At 70.0% G+C, this 20203-nt stretch carries 17 protein-coding genes and 1 riboswitch; of the genes, 15 read left to right on the forward strand and 2 right to left on the reverse strand.

The features are described 5' to 3' along the window. Window positions 1-139: 139 nt before the first annotated feature. From AC5Y6X_RS17015 to AC5Y6X_RS17070, 12 genes are all read left to right on the forward strand, one after another. Window positions 140-1048 carry an ESX secretion-associated protein EspG gene (locus AC5Y6X_RS17015; RefSeq protein ID WP_324682264.1) on the forward strand — a complete coding sequence of 303 codons (909 nt, stop codon included), beginning with the start codon at window positions 140-142 and terminating at the stop codon, window positions 1046-1048. A gap of 269 nt (window positions 1049-1317) precedes the next feature. After that, window positions 1318-2838 carry a type VII secretion integral membrane protein EccD gene (eccD, locus tag AC5Y6X_RS17020; RefSeq protein WP_499987755.1) on the forward strand — a complete coding sequence of 507 codons (1521 nt, stop codon included), beginning with the start codon at window positions 1318-1320 and terminating at the stop codon, window positions 2836-2838. Beyond that, window positions 2816-4672 carry a S8 family serine peptidase gene (locus tag AC5Y6X_RS17025; protein ID WP_499987757.1) on the forward strand — a complete coding sequence of 619 codons (1857 nt, stop codon included), beginning with the start codon at window positions 2816-2818 and terminating at the stop codon, window positions 4670-4672. Before eccD ends, AC5Y6X_RS17025 begins: the two co-directional genes overlap by 23 nt. A gap of 19 nt (window positions 4673-4691) precedes the next feature. After that, window positions 4692-5894: a type VII secretion protein EccE gene (eccE, locus tag AC5Y6X_RS17030; protein WP_499987759.1), complete on the forward strand. Its 1203-nt coding sequence runs from the start codon at window positions 4692-4694 to the stop codon at window positions 5892-5894. Beyond that, window positions 5891-7723 (forward strand): type VII secretion AAA-ATPase EccA, encoded by a 1833-nt coding sequence (gene eccA, locus AC5Y6X_RS17035; protein ID WP_324682259.1) that lies wholly within the window; start codon window positions 5891-5893, stop codon window positions 7721-7723. The genes eccE and eccA overlap by 4 nt, the downstream gene beginning before the upstream one ends. A gap of 124 nt (window positions 7724-7847) precedes the next feature. Then, a riboswitch (M-box (ykoK) riboswitch) is annotated at window positions 7848-8023 on the forward strand. A 396-nt stretch (window positions 8024-8419) separates the two neighbouring features. Beyond that, window positions 8420-8665 carry a PE family protein gene (locus AC5Y6X_RS17040; RefSeq protein WP_499987761.1) on the forward strand — a complete coding sequence of 82 codons (246 nt, stop codon included), beginning with the start codon at window positions 8420-8422 and terminating at the stop codon, window positions 8663-8665. Further along, a complete protein-coding gene (locus tag AC5Y6X_RS17045; protein WP_499987763.1) occupies window positions 8662-9852 on the forward strand; it encodes a PPE family protein in 1191 nt (396 codons plus the stop codon). Before AC5Y6X_RS17040 ends, AC5Y6X_RS17045 begins: the two co-directional genes overlap by 4 nt. Window positions 9853-9934: 82 nt before the next feature. Then, window positions 9935-11125, forward strand: a complete 1191-nt coding sequence (locus AC5Y6X_RS17050) for a PPE family protein (RefSeq protein WP_499987765.1) — start codon at window positions 9935-9937, stop codon at window positions 11123-11125. 938 nt (window positions 11126-12063) lie between these two features. After that, complete coding sequence (locus tag AC5Y6X_RS17055; protein WP_499987767.1) at window positions 12064-13314, forward strand: PPE family protein; 1251 nt, start codon at window positions 12064-12066, stop codon at window positions 13312-13314. Window positions 13315-13353: 39 nt separating this feature from the next. Next, entirely contained in the window at window positions 13354-14748 is a 1395-nt protein-coding gene (locus tag AC5Y6X_RS17060; RefSeq protein WP_499987769.1) for a PPE family protein, read from the forward strand. A gap of 26 nt (window positions 14749-14774) precedes the next feature. Continuing rightward, complete coding sequence (locus AC5Y6X_RS17065) at window positions 14775-15101, forward strand: DUF732 domain-containing protein (protein WP_499987771.1); 327 nt, start codon at window positions 14775-14777, stop codon at window positions 15099-15101. Between the two features lie 95 nt (window positions 15102-15196). Then, entirely contained in the window at window positions 15197-15910 is a 714-nt protein-coding gene (locus AC5Y6X_RS17070; RefSeq protein ID WP_324676711.1) for an MgtC/SapB family protein, read from the forward strand. On the opposite strand, the gene AC5Y6X_RS17075 is transcribed toward AC5Y6X_RS17070, so the two are convergent. Then, window positions 15911-17104, reverse strand: coding sequence for an NAD(P)/FAD-dependent oxidoreductase (locus tag AC5Y6X_RS17075; protein WP_499988379.1), 1194 nt, complete (start codon window positions 17102-17104; stop codon window positions 15911-15913). An 85-nt stretch (window positions 17105-17189) separates the two neighbouring features. Between AC5Y6X_RS17075 and AC5Y6X_RS17080 the strand changes: the two genes are divergently transcribed. Further along, window positions 17190-18134: a sterol desaturase family protein gene (locus AC5Y6X_RS17080; RefSeq protein WP_499987773.1), complete on the forward strand. Its 945-nt coding sequence runs from the start codon at window positions 17190-17192 to the stop codon at window positions 18132-18134. A gap of 101 nt (window positions 18135-18235) precedes the next feature. Then, window positions 18236-18910 (forward strand): Rv1815 family serine proteinase, encoded by a 675-nt coding sequence (locus tag AC5Y6X_RS17085; RefSeq protein ID WP_324676715.1) that lies wholly within the window; start codon window positions 18236-18238, stop codon window positions 18908-18910. Here AC5Y6X_RS17085 and AC5Y6X_RS17090 read toward each other — a convergent pair. After that, window positions 18907-19362, reverse strand: coding sequence for a nitroreductase/quinone reductase family protein (locus AC5Y6X_RS17090; protein WP_499987775.1), 456 nt, complete (start codon window positions 19360-19362; stop codon window positions 18907-18909). The genes AC5Y6X_RS17085 and AC5Y6X_RS17090 overlap by 4 nt on opposite strands. A gap of 126 nt (window positions 19363-19488) precedes the next feature. Between AC5Y6X_RS17090 and AC5Y6X_RS17095 the strand changes: the two genes are divergently transcribed. Then, window positions 19489-20172: a TetR/AcrR family transcriptional regulator gene (locus AC5Y6X_RS17095; protein WP_499987777.1), complete on the forward strand. Its 684-nt coding sequence runs from the start codon at window positions 19489-19491 to the stop codon at window positions 20170-20172. Window positions 20173-20203: the final 31 nt, after the last annotated feature.

Here is a 20203-nt window from a genome sequence, read left to right on the forward strand (position 1 = left end):
TGGCAGCAACATGGCCAGCACCGACAGCGCCGTCGGCTCCAGCTGGGCCTAACCCCGACTTCAGGCGCGGCAGCACACCATACCTCGGTGTGCTGCCGCGTCCTGCGGTTGTCCGAGCACGTCGACTTTTGAGGGATTGATGGACTCACAGAGCACCCGCACCGACATCACCGTCAACGTCGACGGCTTCTGGATGCTGCAGGCGCTGCTGGACATCCGGCATGTGGCGCCGGAACTGCGGTGCCGGCCCTACGTGTCCACCGACTCGAACGATTGGCTCAACGAGCACCCCGGCATGGCGGTGATGCGTGAGCAGGGCATCGTCGTCAACGAGCTGAACGAGGTGCAGGAGCAGGTGGCCGAGCGCATGCGGGTGCTCGCCGCGCCCGACCTGGAGGTCATCGCGCTGCTGTCGCGGGGCAAGCTGCTGTACGGCGTCGTCGACGACGAGAACCAGCCGCCCGGCTCCCGCGACATCCCCGACAACGAGTTCCGGGTGGTGCTGGCCCGTCGTAATCAGCACTGGGTATCGGCGGTCCGGGTGGGCAACGACATCACGGTCGACGACGTCGCCGTCGCCGACAGCGCCTCGATCGCGTCGCTGGTGCTGGACGGCCTCGAGTCGATCCATCACGCGGAGCCGGCGGCGATCAACGCGGTGAACGTGCCGCTGGAGGAGATGCTGGAAGCGACGAAATCGTGGCAGGAGTCCGGCTTCAACGTGTTCTCCGGCGGGGACCTGCGGCGAATGGGCATCAGCGCTTCCACGGTGGCCGCGCTGGGGCAGGCGCTTTCGGACCCGGCGGCCGAGGCCGCGGTGTACGCGCGCCAATACCGGGACGACGCCAAGGGCCCGAGCGCCTCGGTGCTGTCGCTCAAGGACGGTTCGGGCGGCCGGATCGCCCTTTACCAACAGGCGCGAACCGCGGGTTCGGGGGAGGCGTGGCTGGCCATCTGCCCGGCCACCCCGCAATTGGTGCAGGTCGGTATAAAAACGGTGTTGGACACGCTGCCGTACGGCGAGTGGAAAACCCACCGCAGGGTGTGAACCGGGTTGCGAAACGCAGTGTTTACCAACGTGTTTGCCCACAACGTGCGGGCAACAGGCAAACACGGCATACTTCTCTAGAACCATTGACGACGGTTCACCAGCAAAGCCAGAACAATTGATCGCGAGGGCGGGACTGAGATGAAATCCGAATTCGTCGGGCTGCAAATCCTCAGGCGCCGCGGCGCCCCGGTGAGCGGGTCGGCAACAGCCCCCGCGCGGTCAACTGCACGGGTTTCCACATTGACCACGCCAGGGGGTGCGTCGCGATGACTTCGGTAGTTGGGGTAGCTGCAGCACCACAGCCCGATATCGAGGGAGTCTCGCAGCCTCGGGCCGTCGTGGTCGGCATCATGGCCGGCGAGGGTGTCCAGATCGGCGTCCTGCTCGACGCCAATGCCCCCGTCTCGGTGATGACCGACCCGCTGCTGAAGGTGGTCAACAGCCGGCTGCGCGAACTCGGCGAGACGCCGCTGGAGGCCAAGGGCCGCGGCAAGTGGGCGCTGTGCCTGGTCGACGGCACCCCCCTGCGGGCCACGCAATCGCTCACCGAACAAGACGTCTACGACGGCGACCGCCTGTGGCTGCGGTTCGTCGTCGACACCGAGAAGCGGTCGCAGGTCGTCGAGCACATCTCCACCGCCGTTTCGCAAAACCTCAGCAAGCGGTTCGCCGCGATCGACCCGGTCGTCGCGGTTCAGGTCGGCGCCTCGATGGTCGCCATCGGCGTGATCGCCGCGACGGGCTTGCTGGGCTGGTGGCGCTTCCACCACAACTCGTGGCTGACCACCATCTACACCGGGGTTATCGCCGCGCTGGTGTTGGGCGTGTCCATGCTGGTGCTGCTGCGGGCCCGCACGGAAGAAGACCGCCGCGTCGGCGACATCATGCTGCTGAGCGGCCTGGCGCCGCTGGCCGTCGCCGCCGCGGCGGCGCCGCCCGGCGGAGTGGGTTCCCCGCATGCGGTGCTGGGCTTCGGGGTGCTGACCATCGCCACGATGCTGGCCCTTCGTTTCACCGGGCGCCGGCTCGGGATCTACACCGCGATCATCACGGTGAGCGGGGTCACGGCGATCGCCGCCCTGGCGCGGATGATCGCGATGAGCGGCGCGGTGACGCTGTTCACCTGCGTGGTGCTGGCCTGCGTGCTGGCCTACCACAGCGCGCCGGCGATGTCGCGTCGGCTGGCCGGCATCCGGCTGCCGGTGTTCCCGTCGGCCACCAGCCGGTGGGTTTTCGAGGCACGGCCCGACCTGCCCACCACCGTGGTGCGTTCGGGCGGCGGTCCTCCGATCCTGGAGGGGCCCGCCTCGGTGCGCGACGTGCTGCTGCAGGCCGAGCGCGCCCGGTCGTTTTTGACCGGGCTGCTGCTGGGGCTGGGCGTGCTGATGGTGGTTTCGCTGACCGCACTGTCCGATCCGCACACCGAGCAGCGCTGGCTGCCGCTGCTGCTGGCCGGCTTCAGCGCGGGGTTCCTGATGCTGCGGGGGCGCTCGTACGTCGACCGCTGGCAGGCGATCACCCTGGCCGGGACGTCGGTGCTGATCGTCGGCGCGGTGGTGCTGCGGTACGCGCTGGTGTTGCACTCGCCGCTGTCGGTGTCGATCTGCACCGGGATCCTGGTCCTGCTGCCGGCGGCGGGTCTGACGGCCGCGGCGGTGGTGCCCAACACCATCTACAGCCCGCTGTTCCGCAAGTTCGTGGAATGGATCGAATACCTCTGCCTGATGCCGATCTTCCCGTTGGCATTGTGGTTGATGAATGTCTATGCAGCCATCCGGTACCGCTGACGGCACGATGTGGCGTGGTCGTGCCTGCCGCGCGACCGTCGCTGCGCTCCTGCTGGCCTCGGGCGCGCTGGCCGGCCTGCCGCCGGCGTACGCGATCTCGCCCCCGACGGTGGATCCGGCCGCGGTGCCGCCCGACGGTCCGCCCGGGCCGCCGGCGCCGATGAAGCAGAACTCGTACTGCACCGAGGTCGGCGTGTTGCCGGGCACCGATTTCCGGTCCCCGCCCAAGTACATGGACATGCTGAACCTGCAGGAGGCGTGGCAGTTCGGCCGCGGCGCGGGCGTGAAGGTCGCCGTCATCGACACGGGCGTGACCCCGCACTCCCGGTTCCAGCACCTGATCCCCGGCGGCGACTACATCATGGGCGGCGACGGGCTGTCGGACTGCGACGCCCACGGCACGATCGTGGCGTCGATGATCGGCGCGGCCCCGGCGAACGGCGCACCGCCGCCGCCGGCGGCGCCGCGTAAGCCGGTCACCATCCCGACCACCGAGCCGCCCCCGAAAGCGCCACCGCCGCAGACCGTCACCCTGTCACCGCTGCCGCAGACGGTGACGATGGTTCCGCCGCCGCCCCAGTCGGAGGCTTCGCCGCCGCCCGCGCCGGGCCCATTCGGATTCCCCCCGCCGGCCGCGCCACCGGCACCGCCGGCACCACCCGCGCCGGCGCCGGGTCAGGGTCCGGCGCCCGGGCCCGGCCAGGCCCCGGCGGCCGGTCGTGGCGCCGCGGGCACGGTGACGATACCCAGCCACGCGGGTGGCCTGCGGGTCGTCGGCGTCGACAACCCGGTGTACCCGCGTCCGCTCGACCCGCCGAAACCGCCACCACCCCCGGCCCCGTCGGGGCAGGCGCCGGACGCGTACAGCGGCATCGCGCCCGATGTGGACATCATCTCGATCCGCCAATCCAGCCAGGCGTTCGGCCTCAAGGACGCCTACACCGGTGACGAGGATCCGCAGACCCGGGCGAAGATCGACAACGTCGAGACGATGGCGCGGGCCATCGTGCATGCCGCCAACATGGGCGCCCAGATCATCAACATCTCCGATGTGACGTGCATGAGCGCGCGCAACATCATCGACCAGCGCTCGCTGGGCGCCGCGGTGCATTACGCGGCGGTGGACAAGAACGCCGTCATCGTGGCCGCGGCCGGCGACAGCAGCAAGAAGGACTGCAAGCAGAACCCGATCTTCGACCCGTTGCAGCCCAAGGATCCGCGCAACTGGAACGCCGTCACCACCGTGGTGACCCCGTCCTGGTTCAGCGACTACGTGCTGACGGTCGGCGCGGTGGATCCGGAGGGCCGGCCGCTGACCCAGGGCGGTCAGGGCCAGGGCGCGTCGAGCATCGCGGGACCGTGGGTGGGCATCGCCGCGCCCGGATCCGACATCGTCGGGCTCTCGCCGCGCGACGACGGCCTGATCAACGCCATCGACGGCCCGGACAACACGCTGCTGGTGCCGGCCGGCACCAGCTTCTCGGCGGCGATCGTGTCCGGGGTGGCCGCGCTGGTCCGCGCCAAGTTCCCGCATCTTTCGGCGTATCAGGTGATCAACCGGTTGACCCGCACCGCCAGGGCGCCCGCCCGCGGCGTGGACAACCAGATCGGCTACGGCGTGGTCGACCCGGTGGCGGCCCTGACGTGGGACGTGCCCGAGGGCCCGGCCAAGCCGCCACAGCAGTTGTCGGCGCCGCTGACGGTGCCCAAGCCGCCGCCGCACCGCGATATGGTGCCAGTGTGGGTGGCCGCCGGGGGACTGACCGGCGCGCTATTGATCGGCGGCGCGATCTTCGGCGTGGCGACGATGACGAAGCGACGGAAGCAGCAGTGAGGGCGGGGCGGCGATAGCGATGAAGGCTCAGCGCAGGTTCGGGTTGTCCCTGTCGTGGCTGCGGGTCACCACGGTGTTCCTGGTCGACGTCGCGATCATGCTGGTGGCCAGCCACTGCCCGCAGTCCTGGCAGGGCGAGCACCGCATCGCCTTCTGGGTGGGCGTCGGCGTCGCGGCGATCATCACGCTGCTGTCGCTGGTCACCCACCACGGCCTCACGCTGACGTCCGGGCTGGTCACGTGGCTGTGGGACTGGTCCGCCGATCCGGGCACGGCGCTGGCCGCGGGCTGCACGCCCGCGGTCGATCACCGGCGCAAATACGGGCACGACAAGGTGGGGGTCCGCGAGTACGCGGGCCGTTTGGTCACCGTGATCGCGGTCGACGGCGGCGACGACGACGCGGCGGGGCGCCACCGCCATCGCGCGGCGGCGTCGGCGCCCACGCTGCTGGTGCAGGCGGTCGCCGGCGGGCTGCACCAGTTCGACGTCCACCTCGACGGCATCGACATCGTCTCGGTGAAGGTGCGGCGTGGCGGCAATGCCGCCGAGTTGTCGAAGCTCGACGACTGGGGGCCCGAGGAGTGGGAGGTGGTGGGCGAACAGCCCGCCTCGTACCTGCGCCGCACCTGGCTGGTGCTGCGGATGAATCCCCAGCGCAACGTCGCCGCGGTGGCGGCCCGCGACTCGTTGGCTGCGACGCTGGTCGCGGCCACCGAGCGGCTCGCCCAGGATCTCGACGGGCACGGTTGCGCGGCCCGGCCGTTGAACGCCGACGAGCTCGCCGAGGTGGACAAGGCCGTGCTGGCCGACCTCGAGCCGACGTGGAGCCGCCCGGGGTGGCGCTACCTCAAGCATTTCAACGGGTTCGCGACCAGTTTCTGGTTGACGCCGTCGGACATCACCACCGAGACCGTGGAAGACCTGTGGCAGCCCGACACCGAGGCGACCGTGGTGACCATCCGGCTCACCACCCAGGGCGGGCGTCCGCTGGTGTCGGCCTGGGTGCGCTATCACAGCGACAAGCGGACCCCGAAGGGGCTGCCGCACGGGCTGAACCGGCTCACCGGCCGCCAACTGGCGGCCGTGCGCGCGAGCCTGCCGGCCCCGACCCCGCGGCCCTTGCTGGTGGTGCCCACCCGGGACCTGCTCGAGGGCGATGAGCTGGTGCTGCCGGTCGCTCAGGTGCTCGAGAGCGCTGCGGCCTTGCCTGCAGCACAATGACTCGCCCGCAATCGACCGTCGAGGACGCCCGCAACGCGATGGTCGCCGGGCTGCTGGCGTCCGGCATCTCCGTGAACGGGCTGCAGCCCAGCCACAATCCGCAGGTGGCGTCGCAGATGTTCACCATGGCGTCCACCATCGACCCCGGCATGTGCGATGCGTGGCTGGCGCGGGTGCTGGCGGGTGAGCAAAGCATCGACGTGCTCGCCGGCGCGTGGGCGTCCACCAGGACGTTCGGCTGGGAGATCCGCCGCCTCGGGGTCACCGACCTGCAGTTCCGGCCCGAGGTCTCCGACGGGCTGTTCCTGCGGCTGGCGATCACCAGCGTGGAGTCGCTCGCCTGCGGGTACGCTGCCGCGCTGGCCGAGGCGAAGCACTACGAGGAGGCCGCGAAGCTGCTCGACAACGTCGAGCCCAGGCATCCGTTCGACGAGGAGCTGGTCACCTACGTGCGCGGGGTGCTGTACTTCCGCACCGGGCGGTGGCCCGACGTGCTCAACCAATTTCCCGAGGGCAAGGTCTGGCGCAACCCGGAGCTGAAGGCCGCCGGCGCGGCGATGGCCACCACGGCGCTGGCCTCGCTGGGGGTGTTCGAGGAGGCCGTGCGGCGCGGCCAGGAAGCCATCGAGGCGGACCGGGTGCCGGGCGCGGCCAACGTGGCCCTGTACACCCAGGGTATGTGCCTGCGGCACCTCGGCCGCGAGGACGAGGCCGTCGAGCTGTTGCGCCGGGTGTATTCGCGGGACCCGAAATTCACCCCGGCCCGCGAGGCGCTGGACAATCCCGACTACCGGCTGATCCTGACCGACCCGGAAACGATCGAGGCCCGCACGGACCCGTGGGATCCCGACAGCGCCCCGACCCGCGCCCAGACCGAGGCCGCGCGCCACGCCGAGGCCGCCGCGAAGTATCTGGCCGAAGGCGACGCCGAGCTCAACGCGATGCTGGGCATGGAAAAGGCCAAGCGGGAGATCAGGCTCATCAAGTCGACGACCAAGGTGAACCTGGCCCGGGCCAAGATGGGGCTGCCGGTGCCGGTGACATCGCGCCACACCTTGTTGCTGGGGCCGCCGGGTACCGGAAAGACTTCGGTGGCAAGGGCTTTCACCAAACAGCTGTGCGGGTTGACCGTGCTGCGCAAGCCCCTCGTGGTGGAGACGAGCCGCACCAAGCTGTTGGGCCGGTACATGGCCGACGCGGAGAAGAACACCGAGGAGATGCTCGAGGGCGCTCTGGGCGGAGCGGTCTTCTTCGACGAGATGCACACCCTGTTCGAGCGCGGTTATCACCAGGGCGACCCGTACGGCAACGCGATCATCAACACCCTGCTGCTGTACATGGAGAACCATCGCGACGAGCTGGTGGTCTTCGGTGCGGGTTACGCCAAGGCGATGGACAAGATGCTCGAGGTGAATCAGGGTCTGCGACGGCGCTTTTCGACCGTGATCGAGTTCTTCAGCTACACCCCCGACGAGTTGCTCGCGCTGACCAAGCTGATGGGGCGGGAGAACGAGGACGTCATCACCGACGAATCCGCCCAGGTGTTGCTGCCGTCGTACACCAAGTTCTACCTCGATGAGAGCTACTCCGAAGACGGGGACCTGATCCGCGGGATCGATACCCTCGGCAACGCCGGCTTCGTGCGCAACGTGGTGGAAAAGGCCCGGGACCACCGCAGTTTTCGCCTGGACGACGAGGACCTCGACGCGGTGCTGGCCAGCGACACCACCGAGTTCAGCGAGCGTGACCTGCTGCGGTTCAAGGAGCTGACCGGCGAGGACCTGGCCGAGGGCCTCAGCGCGGCGGTGGCCGAGAAGAAGTCGGGCTGACGCCGGGTGGGGAAACCCGCGGCGCCGCATGGGTTTTCCGAGCGCGGCGGGGCCGCGAGTGGATTCCTGCAATTGGGTGGCAGGTGAGTTGACTCGCCTCGCTTCGAGTGCCACGATGGCTCTGCATGCACCTCGCTAGGTGAGGCGTCTGCACGGATATAGGCCACTGACCTCGAACGTCGAGAGACGCCCAGGGTCAGGACAGCTCCTCCCGGCTTAAGGGTTGAGCCCAAGTGGCTTCCGGTCCGATCCGGCCGGATACGCCGTGTGGTGCCGAAGCTCTGACGAGAGGGGTGCGGTGGTTGCCTGGTCCGGTTCGGGCGCCCCTCCCCATGTGCGATGTGGCGGCATCCCCGTGTGCCCCGGCCGTGAGGAGGTGAGAGCGAAGTGAGTCCCGACGATAGTCCGTACTCCAGACCGATGACCATTTCGTTGCGACCCGACCCCGGCACCTCCCGCTCAGCCTGTATCGGCTCGGCCCGCATCGGCTAAGCCCGAGACATCTGATCCCGTCCCCGTTTCGCGGGTCGACGTGAACGGACCGCGCCGGCACTAGCCGCGCCGCCCGGTGGGCGCCACATGGGGCCGTAATGAAAACGGTTATCATTCCCGGCGTGACCGTCCTGACCTGCCGCCGCGGCGGGTGACGCAGCAACGCCGGCCACTCGTTGGTCCGTTTGCCAGAGGAGCAGTGCGATGTCGTTTGCAATTACCCGTCCCGAAGCGCTGGCGACGGCTGCCGGTCACCTGGATGGCGTTGGATCGGGGCCGGCCGCGGAGAATGTGGCCGCCGCCGAGGTATCCGCCTTGACCGCAACACAATTCAGCGCGCACGCCGCAGCAACCCACGAGACATTCACCTCGGTTTTGGGTGCGAGCGCAACGTCCTGTGCGGCCGACGAAGCCGCCGACACCAACCTAAGAGAAGGGCGCGACCGATGACGCTGGATTTCGCGATGCTTTCCCCGGAGATCAACTCGGCTCGGATGTATTCGGGAGCGGGTTCGGGCCCGATGTTGGTTGCCGCCTCGGCGTGGAAGGGATTGGCCGCCGAATTGCGGTCGACGGCGCTGTCGTATTCGGCGGTGCTGTCGGCGCTGACCGACGAGGAGTGGCACGGCCCGGCATCGGCGGCGATGGCGGCCGCGGCCGCGCCGTACGTGGAATGGATGAACACCACCGCGGTGCAGGCCGAGCAGACCGCCGCCCAGGCCGAGGCGGCCGCGGCGGCCTACACCACCGCGTTTGCGGCCACGGTGCCCCCGCCGCAGATCGCTGCCAACCGGGCCCAGCTGATGTCGCTGATCACGACCAACGTGTTGGGCCAGAACACGCCGGCGATCGCGGCCAACGAGGCGCAGTACAGCGAGATGTGGGCCCAGGATGCCGCGGCGATGTACGGCTACGCGGGCTCCTCGGCCTCGGCCAGCCGGCTGACCCCGTTCGCCGCGCCGCAGCAGAGCACCGATCCCGCCGGGGTGTCGGCGCAGTCGGCCGCGGTCGGCCAGGCCGCGGCCACCTCGGCCGGCACCGGGCAGAGCACGCTGACCAGGATGATGTCGGCGGTGCCGGGCACCCTGCAAGACATGGCCGCACCGGGGGCGGGGACGACCGCGACGGCGGGCACCGCGTTGTCGGGGATCGACGGGTCGTGGCTGTGGGACAACTTCGGCCCCAACGCCAATATCTGGAACACCATCTTCTCGTCGGGCTTCTACATGCCGGGCAACTTCTTGGGCACCGCCGCGGACTTCATGGGCATGGGGCAGCAGGGCGCGGCCGAGGGCGCAGCGGGCGCTGCCTCCGCCGCGGCCGGGGCGGCGGAGGGCGCGGCCGCGGCGACCGCCCCGCTGGGCGGCCTGGGCGCAGCGGCCGGCCCGGTCGAGGCCGGCCTGGGTAGCGCGGGCCTGGTCGGGCCGCTGTCGGTGCCGCCGAGCTGGACCGGGGCGGCGCCCGGCGCGCTGTCCCCGGCGCTGGGGGCCACCCCGATGGTGGCCCCGCCACCGGCCATGGCGGCCGGCATGCCCGGTGTGCCGCTGGCCGGCATGACCGGCCAGGGCTTCGGCCGCAATGTACCCCAATACGGCTTCAAACCGACCTTCGTCGCGCGGCCGCCCGCGGCTGGATAGCCCGCGGGAGATACGCACTTCGAGCGCCCGGGCCGGTGGGGCCATCGGGGCTGTCTAACTGAGCGAGGGGAGGAGGCTGACGATGACGGCATCACCCGACTTCGCCATGCTTCCCCCCGAGATCAACTCGGCCCGAATGTATTCCGGGCCCGGCCCGGGCCCGCTGCTGGCCGCGGCTTCGGCCTGGTACGGACTGGCCGCGGAGTTGCGGGCCACCGCGCTCGGCTACGGCTCGGTGCTCTCGGAGCTGACCGGCCAGGCGTGGTATGGCCCGGCGTCGGCCTCGATGGCGGCCGCGGCCGCGCCGTACGTGGCATGGATGAGCACCACCGCGGCGCAGGCGGACGAGACCGGCGCCCAGGCCGAGGCCGCCGTCGCGGCCTACGAGGCCGCGTTCGCGGCCACGGTGCCTCCGCCGGTGATCGCGGAAAACCGGGCCCGGCTGATGATCCTGATCGCCACCAACTTCTTCGGGCAGAACACCCCCGCGATCGCGGCCACCGAGGCCGACTACGCCGAAATGTGGGCCCAGGACGCCTCGGCCATGTACGGCTACGCCGGCGCCTCCGCCGTGGCCAGCCGGCTGACCCCGTTCGACCCGCCGCGGCAGACCACCAACGCGGCCGGGCTGCCGGCGCAGTCCGCCGCGGCGGGCCAGGCCGCGGCCACGTCGGCCGGCAGCGGGCAAAGCACTGTCGCACAATTGATGTCGGCCGTGCCGGGAAGCCTGCAGACCCTGGCCTCGCCGTCGCCGCTGGCGGGCGCCGGGTCGCTGGCGGAATCCCAGTCGTCGTCCTGGCTGTGGGACAACTTCGGGCTCAACGCCAATATCTGGAACACCATCTTTGCCTCCGGCTTCTTCATGCCGGCACGGTTCCTGGGCAGCGCGGCCAGCTTCATGAGCCTGAGTCAGCAGGCGGCCGAGGGCACTGCCGAGGGGGCGGCCGGGGCAGTGGCCGGCGCGGCGGAGGGCGTGACCCCCGGCGCGCTGGGAAACGTTGGGGCGCTGGGAAATTCGGTTGCGGCGACGATGGGCAGGGGCGGCCTGGTCGGACCGCTGTCGGTGCCGCAAGGTTGGACCGCCGCCGCGCCGTCGCAGAGCCCGCTGGCTTCGGCCCTGGGGGGCGCACCGCTCGAGGAGCCCGCGCCGGTCACCGAAAGCACGCCTCCGGTGCCACTGGCGGGGTTCGTGGGCGGGCAAGGCGAGGGCCGCGCCGTGCCCCAATACGGCTTCCGCCCAAGCTTCGTGGCGCGCCCGCCGGCCGCGGGATAGTAGCCCCGCGACCGCCATCTCACAATAGGTGCGTCGGCCGCGTGAGCGTTCTGCAACCATTCGGTGAGGCCATGCTCGGCGTGCGACGACCCGAATTATCGGTTGTACCAGCGCAAATGGCGCAATTGAATCTCACAGCCAACCGTCAGCAGCTAACCAGCGCCGCAGCAGCTACGCGGGCTTACCCTAGGTGAAATCCAAGGGAGCGTGTGCATGACGACGAGCAATCAAGCCGAGCGACGACGGGATCTGTGGCCGGCCCGGAATTCATCGCCCAACCGGGCCGGCCAACGGTATCGGCAATCGCGGCCGGTGTAGCTGGGCATAACACGGCCGTCGGCAATGACGGTCGATATTTTGAGGAACATATATGGGGCATGTGCGGTATATGTGCGCGAGAAAGCAATGCGCTTGCACGGCTTTGATGCAGCGAGGGGTCATAAAAGTCAGCGGGTGTGCCGCAATTAATTGGACCTAACGACAATTGATCGACGTCGACCGCCGCCGGCGCCGATCTGCAATTAGGCGTTACCGAATTGCCGACCTGCCACGGGGGGATTTGGCCTGCCCGTCAACCCTCTAGGTACCAGTCTGAGCTGGTCATCGTCGTCGCGCCGCGTCGGCCGTGAAACAAAGTCCTCACACCCGCGATTGGGAAATGTGACAGTGCTTTTTTACATTCTGATTACTCGCCGGGAACGCATCGTGCATATGTTTCGATCACGATGATCGCTATATCGGCGGGGTGCCGGCAGCGCGGCTGGATGCCATCGACACAATTTTCGGACACGGGGGTGGGTGACTTGTTGTCTCCAGGGACCGCAAATAAAACTCATGCGCTCCGCGGTGACCTGATGGATTTCATTAGAGCCGGAGTGGGTTCGCGGGCCGGGCGCGTTATCGCGCCTACCATCGCGGCCGAATAGGGGAGGCATAGGTTGTTGGATTTCGGGGCGCTGCCACCGGAGATCAACTCGGGCCGGATGTATGTCGGCGCCGGGGCGGGGCCGTTGCTGGCCGCGGCCGCGGCCTGGGACGAGCTGGCCGCCGAGCTGCAGGCTGCGGCCGCGTCGTACGGGTCGACCATCGACGGCCTGACCGCCGCGCCGTGGACGGGTCCGTCCTCGCTGGCGATGGCGGCCGCCGCGGCGCCGTACGTCGCGTGGATGAGCGCCACCGGCGCCCAGGCCGAGCAGGCGGCCACGCAGGCCAAGCTCGCCGCGGGCGCCTACGAGACCGCCTTCGCGGCCACCGTGCCCCCGCCGTTGATCGCGGCCAACCGCACCCTGCTCGCGACGCTCATCGCGACCAACTTCCTGGGCCAGAACACGCCCGCGATCGCCGCGACCGAGGCCCACTACATGGAGATGTGGGCGCAGGATGCCGCCGCGATGTATGCCTACGCCGGCGCGTCGGCGGCGGCATCGCGGCTGAGCCCGTTCACCGAGCCGCCGCGCACCACCAACGAGTCGGCCGGCGCGACGCAGGCCGCCGCCGTCGCCCAGTCCGGCACCGCGCCCGGCTCGAACACGGCGTCGACGCTGTCGCAACTGGTCACCGCGACGCCCAGCGCGACCAACGCCGCGGGCAACGCGGCGTCGACGGGGACGGGCACGGGGCTCACGGTGCCGCCCGTGATCACCGACTGGAACGAGTTCTGGTCGGTGTTCACCGGGCCGTACTCCCCGCAGTCGTGGAGCACCATCCCCGGTGGCCCGTTCCTGTCGTTCGGGCAGGCATACGCCTGGGGCCAGAACGGTCAGGGCGCCGCGGCCTACCTGTCGGGGCCGAAGGCCATTTCCGGGGCGCTGGCGCCACTGACCAGCGGCGGCACCGTCAGGGCCGGCCTGAGCTCCGCCGTCGGCGCGGGCCAGGCGTCCGGATCGATGGGCAAAGCGGCCCTGGTCGGAAGCATGTCGGTGCCGCAGGGCTGGACCGAATCCGCCCCGGCCATCCGAACGCTGGCGTCGGTGCTGCCGGCCAATGTGGCGGCCGCCCCGGACGCCGCGCTGGCCGGCGAAGGCCGCGTCTTCGGCCAGATGGCGCTGTCGAGCCTGGCCGGTCGCGCCATGGCGGCCGGCGCGACGCACTCGGGCGGCGGGGCGGCGGCCACGGCGCTGGGCGGCGTCGCCGCCGGGGCCGACCCCGCCGCGGCCACCATCATCGTCATCCCGGCGCTCGAGGACTGACCCGATGAACGCGCGGGCCACCCGGGAAGGGGTTTAGCCATGTTTTACGGAGCGTTTCCGCCGGAGTTCAACTCCGGCCGGATGTATGCCGGTCCGGGAGCGGAGTCACTGCTGGCCGCCGCGGTGGCCTGGGACGAGCTGGCCACCGAATTGCAGTCCGCCGCGTCCTCCTACTCGGCGGTGGTGTCGGGCCTGGCCGGCGGGCCCTGGACGGGCCCGTCGTCGCTCACCATGGCGGCCGCGGTCGCCCCCTACGTCGCGTGGATGCAGGGCACCGCCACGCAGGCCCACGAGGCCGCGATGCAGGCCACCGCGGCGGCGTCCGCCTACCAGACGGCATTCGCCGCACACGTGCCGCCGCCGGTGATCGCGGAAAACCGCGCCCTGCTGGCGCAGCTGGTCGCGACCAACATCTTCGGGCAGAACACCGCCGCGATCGCCGCCAACGAGGCCCAATACGGCGAATTCTGGGCGCAGGACGGCGCGGCGATGGACACGTACTTCGCGTCCTCGGCCACCGCGTCCAATGGGTTGACGCCGTTCACCGAGCCGCCACAGACCACCAACCCCGCGGGCACGGCGACGCAAGCGGCCGCGGTGAGCCGCGCCTCCGGCACCTCGGCCGGCAACGTCGTGTCGAACCTGGCGACCGGCGCGGCCACCACGCCCAGCGGCTACACCGGGCCGTTGGCGGGGCTCGCGCAGATGGCCTCGGACTACAACAAGTTCTGGACCAATCTGCTGAACACCGTCCCGGGCGGGGCGACCTTCTACACCAGCATGTACAACGCGGTGAAGGTTCCGCTGGGCCTCACCACGCAGTTCAACGACGTCGGGCTGCTGATCAACTTCCCCCTGTCGCAGTGGCTCAAGTTCGCCCCGCCCGTGTCGTATGGCGCGCTGCCGAAGGACGCGCTGGGCGCCGGGCTGGGAGCGTTGGGCTTCGGCCGGGGCACGCTGTACGGCGCCGTCTCGGCGGGCATGGGAAACGCCGGCACGCTGGTGGGGAAGCTGTCGGTTCCGCCGACCTGGGCCACCGCCACCCCGGCGATCAGGACGGTCGCCGCCGCCCTGTCGGCCGCCGGGCCGGACGCGGTGCCCGCGGCCGCGCTGGGCGAGGGCCTGCTCAGCTCGATGTCGGTGGCCGGCATGCTCGGCAGCGCCCTGGGCGCCGGGGGCCCCACCGTGATGCGAGCCGGCGTCCGCGGCCGTCTCACCCCGATCAAAGACCTGAAGGACAAACACTCGCCCGAGCACCTCAAACGCCTGGTCGCACAGATATCGGAGAAACCCGAAAGCGTGCAGCACCACACCGTCGGCCAAGAAGGCCTCGACGCGCTGCTCGAGCAGCTCTCGAAGAAACCCGGCATCCACGCGGTGCATCTGTCCAAGGGCAAGGCCAAGGTCGTGCCCCCGGAAGCGCAATTCGGTTAACGCACAACACAATTGGAAGTTGGTGAGTGATGAGAGCCTTACTGGCGATACTCGGCGTTTCCGCGATGATCGGCATCGCCGCCCCGGCCCATGCCGGTCCACCTCCGGTTCCCGACGGCGACGACGCCGGGTTTCTCGACGCGCTGCATCAGGCCGGCTTCAGCTTCGCCAACCCGGGCGCGGCCGTCGGGGCCGGCCGGGCGGTGTGCTCGTGCCTGAACAACGGCGAGTCGGGCCTGGAGCTGGTGCACGACGTGAAGACGCGCAACCCGGGAATGGACATGGAGATGGCGTCCAATTTCGCCATGATCTCGGCGAAGTACTACTGCCCCCACCAACTGTCCAAGGCCTGACGGCCGAACCCGATCCGCGCCGGTTCGACCGGTTTGACCGGGGTCCACTCGCCGTTCACCTGGATGTGCCCGGGTGTGGCTATATGTGGTGTGTGATGCAGACGCTGAGCGTCGCCGATTTCGCGCTCCGGCTGGGGATCGGGGTCGGGTGCGGCGCGCTGATCGGCCTGGAGCGGCAATGGCGGGCGCGCCTGGCCGGCCTGCGCACCAACGCGCTGGTCGCCGGCGGCGCGACGCTGTTCGTGCTCTACTCGGTCGCCACCGAGGACAGCAGCCCCACCAGGGTCGCGTCGTATGTGGTGTCGGGCATCGGGTTTCTCGGCGGCGGGGTGATCCTGCGCGAGGGATTCAACGTCCGCGGCCTCAACACCGCGGCGACGCTGTGGTGCTCCGCGGCGGTGGGCGTCCTGGCCGCCTCCGGGCATCTGGCCTTCACGCTGATCGGCACCGGCACCGTCGTCGCCATCCATCTGTTCGGGCGCCCACTCGGCCGGCTCATCGACCACGACAACGCCGTCGAGGAGGACGAAAGCCTGCAGCCCTATCTCGTGCAGGTGGTCTGCCGGCGCAAGTCCGAGAAGTACGCGCGCGCCCAGATCGTGCAACACACCAGCAGCAACGACATCACGCTGCGGGGCATCCACACCGGGCACGCCACCGACGACGAGATCACCCTGAGCGCGCACCTGCTCATGGACGGCCACACGCCGGCCAGGCTCGAGCGGCTGGTGGCCGAGCTGTCCCTGCAACCCGGGGTGCGCGCGGTGCAGTGGTACGCCGGCGACGCGGCCCAGCAATCGGCGGAGTAGTTACGGGCGGTCCTGCAGTTGCGGTGCGGCCGCGGCCAGCAGGTCGGCGCGGTTGCGGGTCAGCGGCGGGTAGATCCGCCGGGTGTTGATGGTCCGCTTGGTGGCCTTGGCCCGCGCGCCATCGGAGACCACCACCCGATCCCACCCCTCGGTGTAGACCGCGCCGGCCGGTCCGAGGTCGAGAACCGTTACGTACCAAGGAATCCGAAGGGCCAGCATCGGCGCGCCCAACAGGTCGCCGATCACGTTGTAGCCGGCGTAGCGTCCCATCGGCCGGCCGTGCTGACACGACATCACGGACGTGTGCTCGTCGTCCATCCGGGCCGCCGCGACATCGCCCGCGGCGAACACCGACGGCACCCCGATCACCCGCAGAAAGTCGTCGACGGGCACCCGGTCCAGCCGGTCCCGCGCCACCGGCAGCTGCTCGGTCAGCGGGCTGGCGCGCATGCCGGCGCACCACACCACCGTGGCCGCCGCGAGCCGCTCATCCGTCGACAACGACACGCCATCCCCGTCGACGGCGGTGACCCGCACCCCGGTCCTGGTCTCGATGCCGTTGTCCGACAGGGCCCGTTCGATCACCGGCAGCGCCGAGGGGCCCATGTCGGAGCCGACCGCGTGGTGGTCGACGAGGATCACCCGGGGCGCGACCGAACCCCCGGGAAACAGCGCGCGCAGCCGCGTCGGCAGCTCGCAGGCCGTCTCGATCCCGGTCAGCCCGGCGCCCACCACGACGACGGTGGCCGCCGCCGCCGTCGGCGCGTGGGCGAGGCCAAGCAGGTGGTGCTGCAGGGCGAGGGCGCCGTCGTGGGTGTCGACGTCGAAGCCGAACTCGCGCAGGCCCGGTACGGCGGGTTTGACCACCTGACTGCCCGACGCCAGCACCAGGCGGTCGTAGCCGTGCGTCACGCCGTCGGACGTGGCGACGGTGCGGGCGGCGGCGTCGATCGCGGTCACCTCGGTCGCGATGTGCGCGACCCCGGCCGGGTCGAGCAGGTCGGCGAGCGGGATGCGGCAGGCCCTCAGATCGGCCTCGTAGTTGCGGACCCGGATGTCGTGAAATGGCTTGGCGCTCAACACGGTGATGTCGACGGTGCCCGCGGGAACGGCGAGCTCGTCGAGTCGCCGGGCCGCGCCGAGCGCCGCCCACAGCCCGGCGAACCCGGAGCCTATGACGACGACGGCGGTCAAGCGCTCCACCACCTCGTCAATCCCGGCCGGCCGGCGTGCACGGATCGGCCGATGGACATCGCGCCGATGGACGTAATCTATCCGTGTGCATGCCGTGACCGGGTTCTGGCTCGCGCTGCCCTCGCAGCTGCGGGATCCGGTGCTGTTCGCGATCCCGTTCTTTCTGCTGCTGCTGACCCTGGAGTGGACGGCGGCCCGCAAGCTGGAACGCATCGAGGCCGCCGGCGCCGAGCAGCAGCGTCCGGCGTCGGGCGCCTACCTCACCCGCGACTCGATGGCGAGCATCTCGATGGGGCTGGTGTCGATAGCCACCAGCGCCGCCTGGAAGGCGCTGGCGCTGCTCGGCTACGCGGCGCTCTATGCCTATGTCGCGCCCTGGCATCTTTCGCCGGGCAAGTGGTACACGTGGGTCATCGCGATGGTGGGGGTGGACCTGCTCTACTACGCCTATCACCGGATGGCGCACCGGGTCCGGCTGATCTGGGCCACCCATCAAGCCCACCACTCCAGTCAATACTTCAACTTCGCCACCGCGCTGCGCCAGAAGTGGAACAACAGCGGCGAGATCTTGATGTGGATTCCCTTGCCGCTGTTGGGGCTTCCGCCCTGGATGGTGTTCTTCAGCTGGTCGCTGAACCTGATCTACCAGTTCTGGGTGCACACCGAGCGGATCGGCAAACTGCCGCGGCCGTTCGAGTTCGTCTTCAACACCCCCTCGCACCACCGGGTGCACCACGGCATGGACCAGATCTATCTGGACAAGAACTACGGCGGCATCTTCATCGTCTGGGACCGGCTGTTCGGCAGCTTCCAGCCCGAGGTGTTCCGCCCGCATTACGGCCTGACCAAGCAGGTGGACACGTTCAACGTCTGGAACCTGCAGGTCCGCGAATACGTCGCGATCGCCCGCGACTGGCGCTCGGCGAGCCGGCTGCGCGATCGCCTGGGCTACGTCTTCGGACCGCCGGGCTGGGAACCGGCCGCGGCCGGCCAAACCGGCGGCGCGGTGCCGCTGGCCACGTCACGGTAACGTCACGGCCAGGTCGCGCGAAAGACTCAACGTCGGCGAGATTGACGTCGTAATCTCAAGCTCTGGCCGGTGCGTCTACCGGCCTCGACGGAACGGAGTCCATGGTGCACCGCCTGGCACTGCGCGCGTTTGCCGCGTCCGTTACGGTCGCGGCGCTGGTACCCGGGTTGCCGGGTGCGACGGCCGGGGCCGACCCGGTTGTGGTCTTCCCCGGCATGGAGATCCACCAGGATTCCCACCTGTGCACGCTGGGCTACGTCGACCCGGCCACGAAGATCGCGTTCACCGCCGGGCACTGCCGGGGCGGGGGCGTCGTCACCGACAAGGACCGCCACGTCATCGGGCACCTGGCCACCTTCCGCGACAACACGCCCAGCGGCGCGACGGTGGCCACCGACCAGGTGGTCAACGACTACGAGGCGATCGTGCTGGACAACGTCCCGGCGAACGACATCCTGCCGGGCGGGCGTCCGCTGGTTTCGACCCCCGGTCTGACCGTGCAGCCGGGGCAGGCGGTCTGCCATTTCGGCGTCGCGACCGGCGAGACCTGCGGGACGGTGGAGAGCGTCAACAACGGCTGGTTCACCATGTCCCACGGCGTCCAGAGCCACCCGGGTGATTCGGGCGGTCCCGTATACCTGGCCCCGGACGGGGGACCCGGGCAGATCGTCGGGATCTTCAACAGCGTCTGGGGCGATCTGCCGGCGGCGGTGTCGTGGCGGTCCACCGCCGATCAGGTCCGCCAGGACCTCGGGATGGGCACCAGCCTCAGTTAGTGCGCGTCACCGGCCGCGGCGAGCGCGAACACCGGGATGGAGCCGGCGCCGGCCCGCAGCTGCTCGTCGCTGGACTCCGGTGTCAGCCCGGCGACGTACCCCTTGACCTGCCAGTACCACCTGGCCAGGTAGCGCCGCAGCACCTCGGGCTTGGCCGCGTCGTCCAGCTCGGTGGCCCGCAGCCGTTGCCTGCGCCAGCGCGGTCCCATCTCGACGACACCCGCGGCGCGGACGTTGCGCGCCCATTGGGTGTTGCCGCGCGGTGAGACGAGGTAGTCGACGCCGTCGACGGTCAGCAGGTTGACCACCACTGCGCGCGGTTTGCCGCTCTTGCGGCCGCGCACGCGCAGCGCCCGGGTCCCGGCGATGCTGATGCCCAGCTCCGCGAGCCAACGGATCGCCGCGTTCGCCGCCCGCGCGGCCTGGTTCGGTTCTTCGTATCGCGTGGCCATCGTGGGTCCTCTCGAGGGGTGTTTCGGGTTGCGCGTTGTGAGAGCGGTGCTCTCGGTGCTAGCCACGCTCCCACATCGCCCGCCGAAAAGCAAGAGCGGTGATCTCGTTTGTGTCACACTGGTCGCGTGGGCAAACGCCAGGAGTCGCGGGAGCAGATCGAGGCGCGGATCGTGGAGCTGGGCCGGCGACACCTGGTGGACTGCGGCGCGGCCGGGTTGTCGCTGCGTGCGATCGCCCGCGACCTGGGCATGGTGTCCTCGGCCGTGTACCGCTACGTGTCCAGCCGCGACGAGCTGCTGACCCTGCTGCTCGTCGACGCCTATTCCGACCTGGCCGACGCGGTGGACCGGGCCCGCGACAGCGCCGACGAGCTGTGGAGCCACGACGTCATGGCGATCGCGCGGGCGGCCCGGCGCTGGGCCGTGGCGCATCCCGCCCAGTGGGCCCTGCTCTACGGCAGCCCGGTGCCCGGATATCACGCGCCCCCGGAGCGGACCGTCGGGGTGGGCACCCGCGTGGTGGGGGCCATCTTCGACGCCATCGCCGCGGGCATCGCCACCGGAGACATCAGGTTGACCGATACCGTTGCGCCGCAACCGATGTCGTCGGACTTCGAACGGATTCGCCACGAATTCGGCTTTCCCGGCGACGATTCCGTCATCGCCAAGTGCTTCTTGTTCTGGGCGGCGGTGCTGGGCGCGATCAGCCTCGAGGTGTTCGGCCAGTACGGCGCCGACACCCTGACCGATCCCGAGGCCATCTTCGACACCCAGCTTCGGCTGCTGGTGGACCTGCTGGGCCAGCACTGACGCGTTGACGCCCGCGAATTAGAACGTGTTC

The organism is Mycobacterium sp. NGS26 (assembly GCF_059813025.1).

Excerpts from the sequence above, each read along its gene's own strand:
- AC5Y6X_RS17040 (WP_499987761.1), top strand. The coding sequence starts at position 8,420 with ATGTCGTTTGCAATTACCCGTCCCGAAGCGCTGGCGACGGCTGCCGGT.
- eccD (WP_499987755.1), top strand. The coding sequence starts at position 1,318 with ATGACTTCGGTAGTTGGGGTAGCTGCAGCACCACAGCCCGATATCGAG.
- AC5Y6X_RS17050 (WP_499987765.1), top strand. The coding sequence starts at position 9,935 with ATGACGGCATCACCCGACTTCGCCATGCTTCCCCCCGAGATCAACTCG.
- AC5Y6X_RS17070 (WP_324676711.1), top strand. The coding sequence starts at position 15,197 with ATGCAGACGCTGAGCGTCGCCGATTTCGCGCTCCGGCTGGGGATCGGG.
- AC5Y6X_RS17060 (WP_499987769.1), top strand. The coding sequence starts at position 13,354 with ATGTTTTACGGAGCGTTTCCGCCGGAGTTCAACTCCGGCCGGATGTAT.
- AC5Y6X_RS17025 (WP_499987757.1), top strand. The coding sequence starts at position 2,816 with ATGCAGCCATCCGGTACCGCTGACGGCACGATGTGGCGTGGTCGTGCC.
- eccA (WP_324682259.1), top strand. The coding sequence starts at position 5,891 with ATGACTCGCCCGCAATCGACCGTCGAGGACGCCCGCAACGCGATGGTC.
- AC5Y6X_RS17090 (WP_499987775.1), bottom strand. The coding sequence starts at position 19,362 with ATGGCCACGCGATACGAAGAACCGAACCAGGCCGCGCGGGCGGCGAAC.
- eccE (WP_499987759.1), top strand. The coding sequence starts at position 4,692 with ATGAAGGCTCAGCGCAGGTTCGGGTTGTCCCTGTCGTGGCTGCGGGTC.
- AC5Y6X_RS17085 (WP_324676715.1), top strand. The coding sequence starts at position 18,236 with ATGGTGCACCGCCTGGCACTGCGCGCGTTTGCCGCGTCCGTTACGGTC.
- AC5Y6X_RS17045 (WP_499987763.1), top strand. The coding sequence starts at position 8,662 with ATGACGCTGGATTTCGCGATGCTTTCCCCGGAGATCAACTCGGCTCGG.
- AC5Y6X_RS17015 (WP_324682264.1), top strand. The coding sequence starts at position 140 with ATGGACTCACAGAGCACCCGCACCGACATCACCGTCAACGTCGACGGC.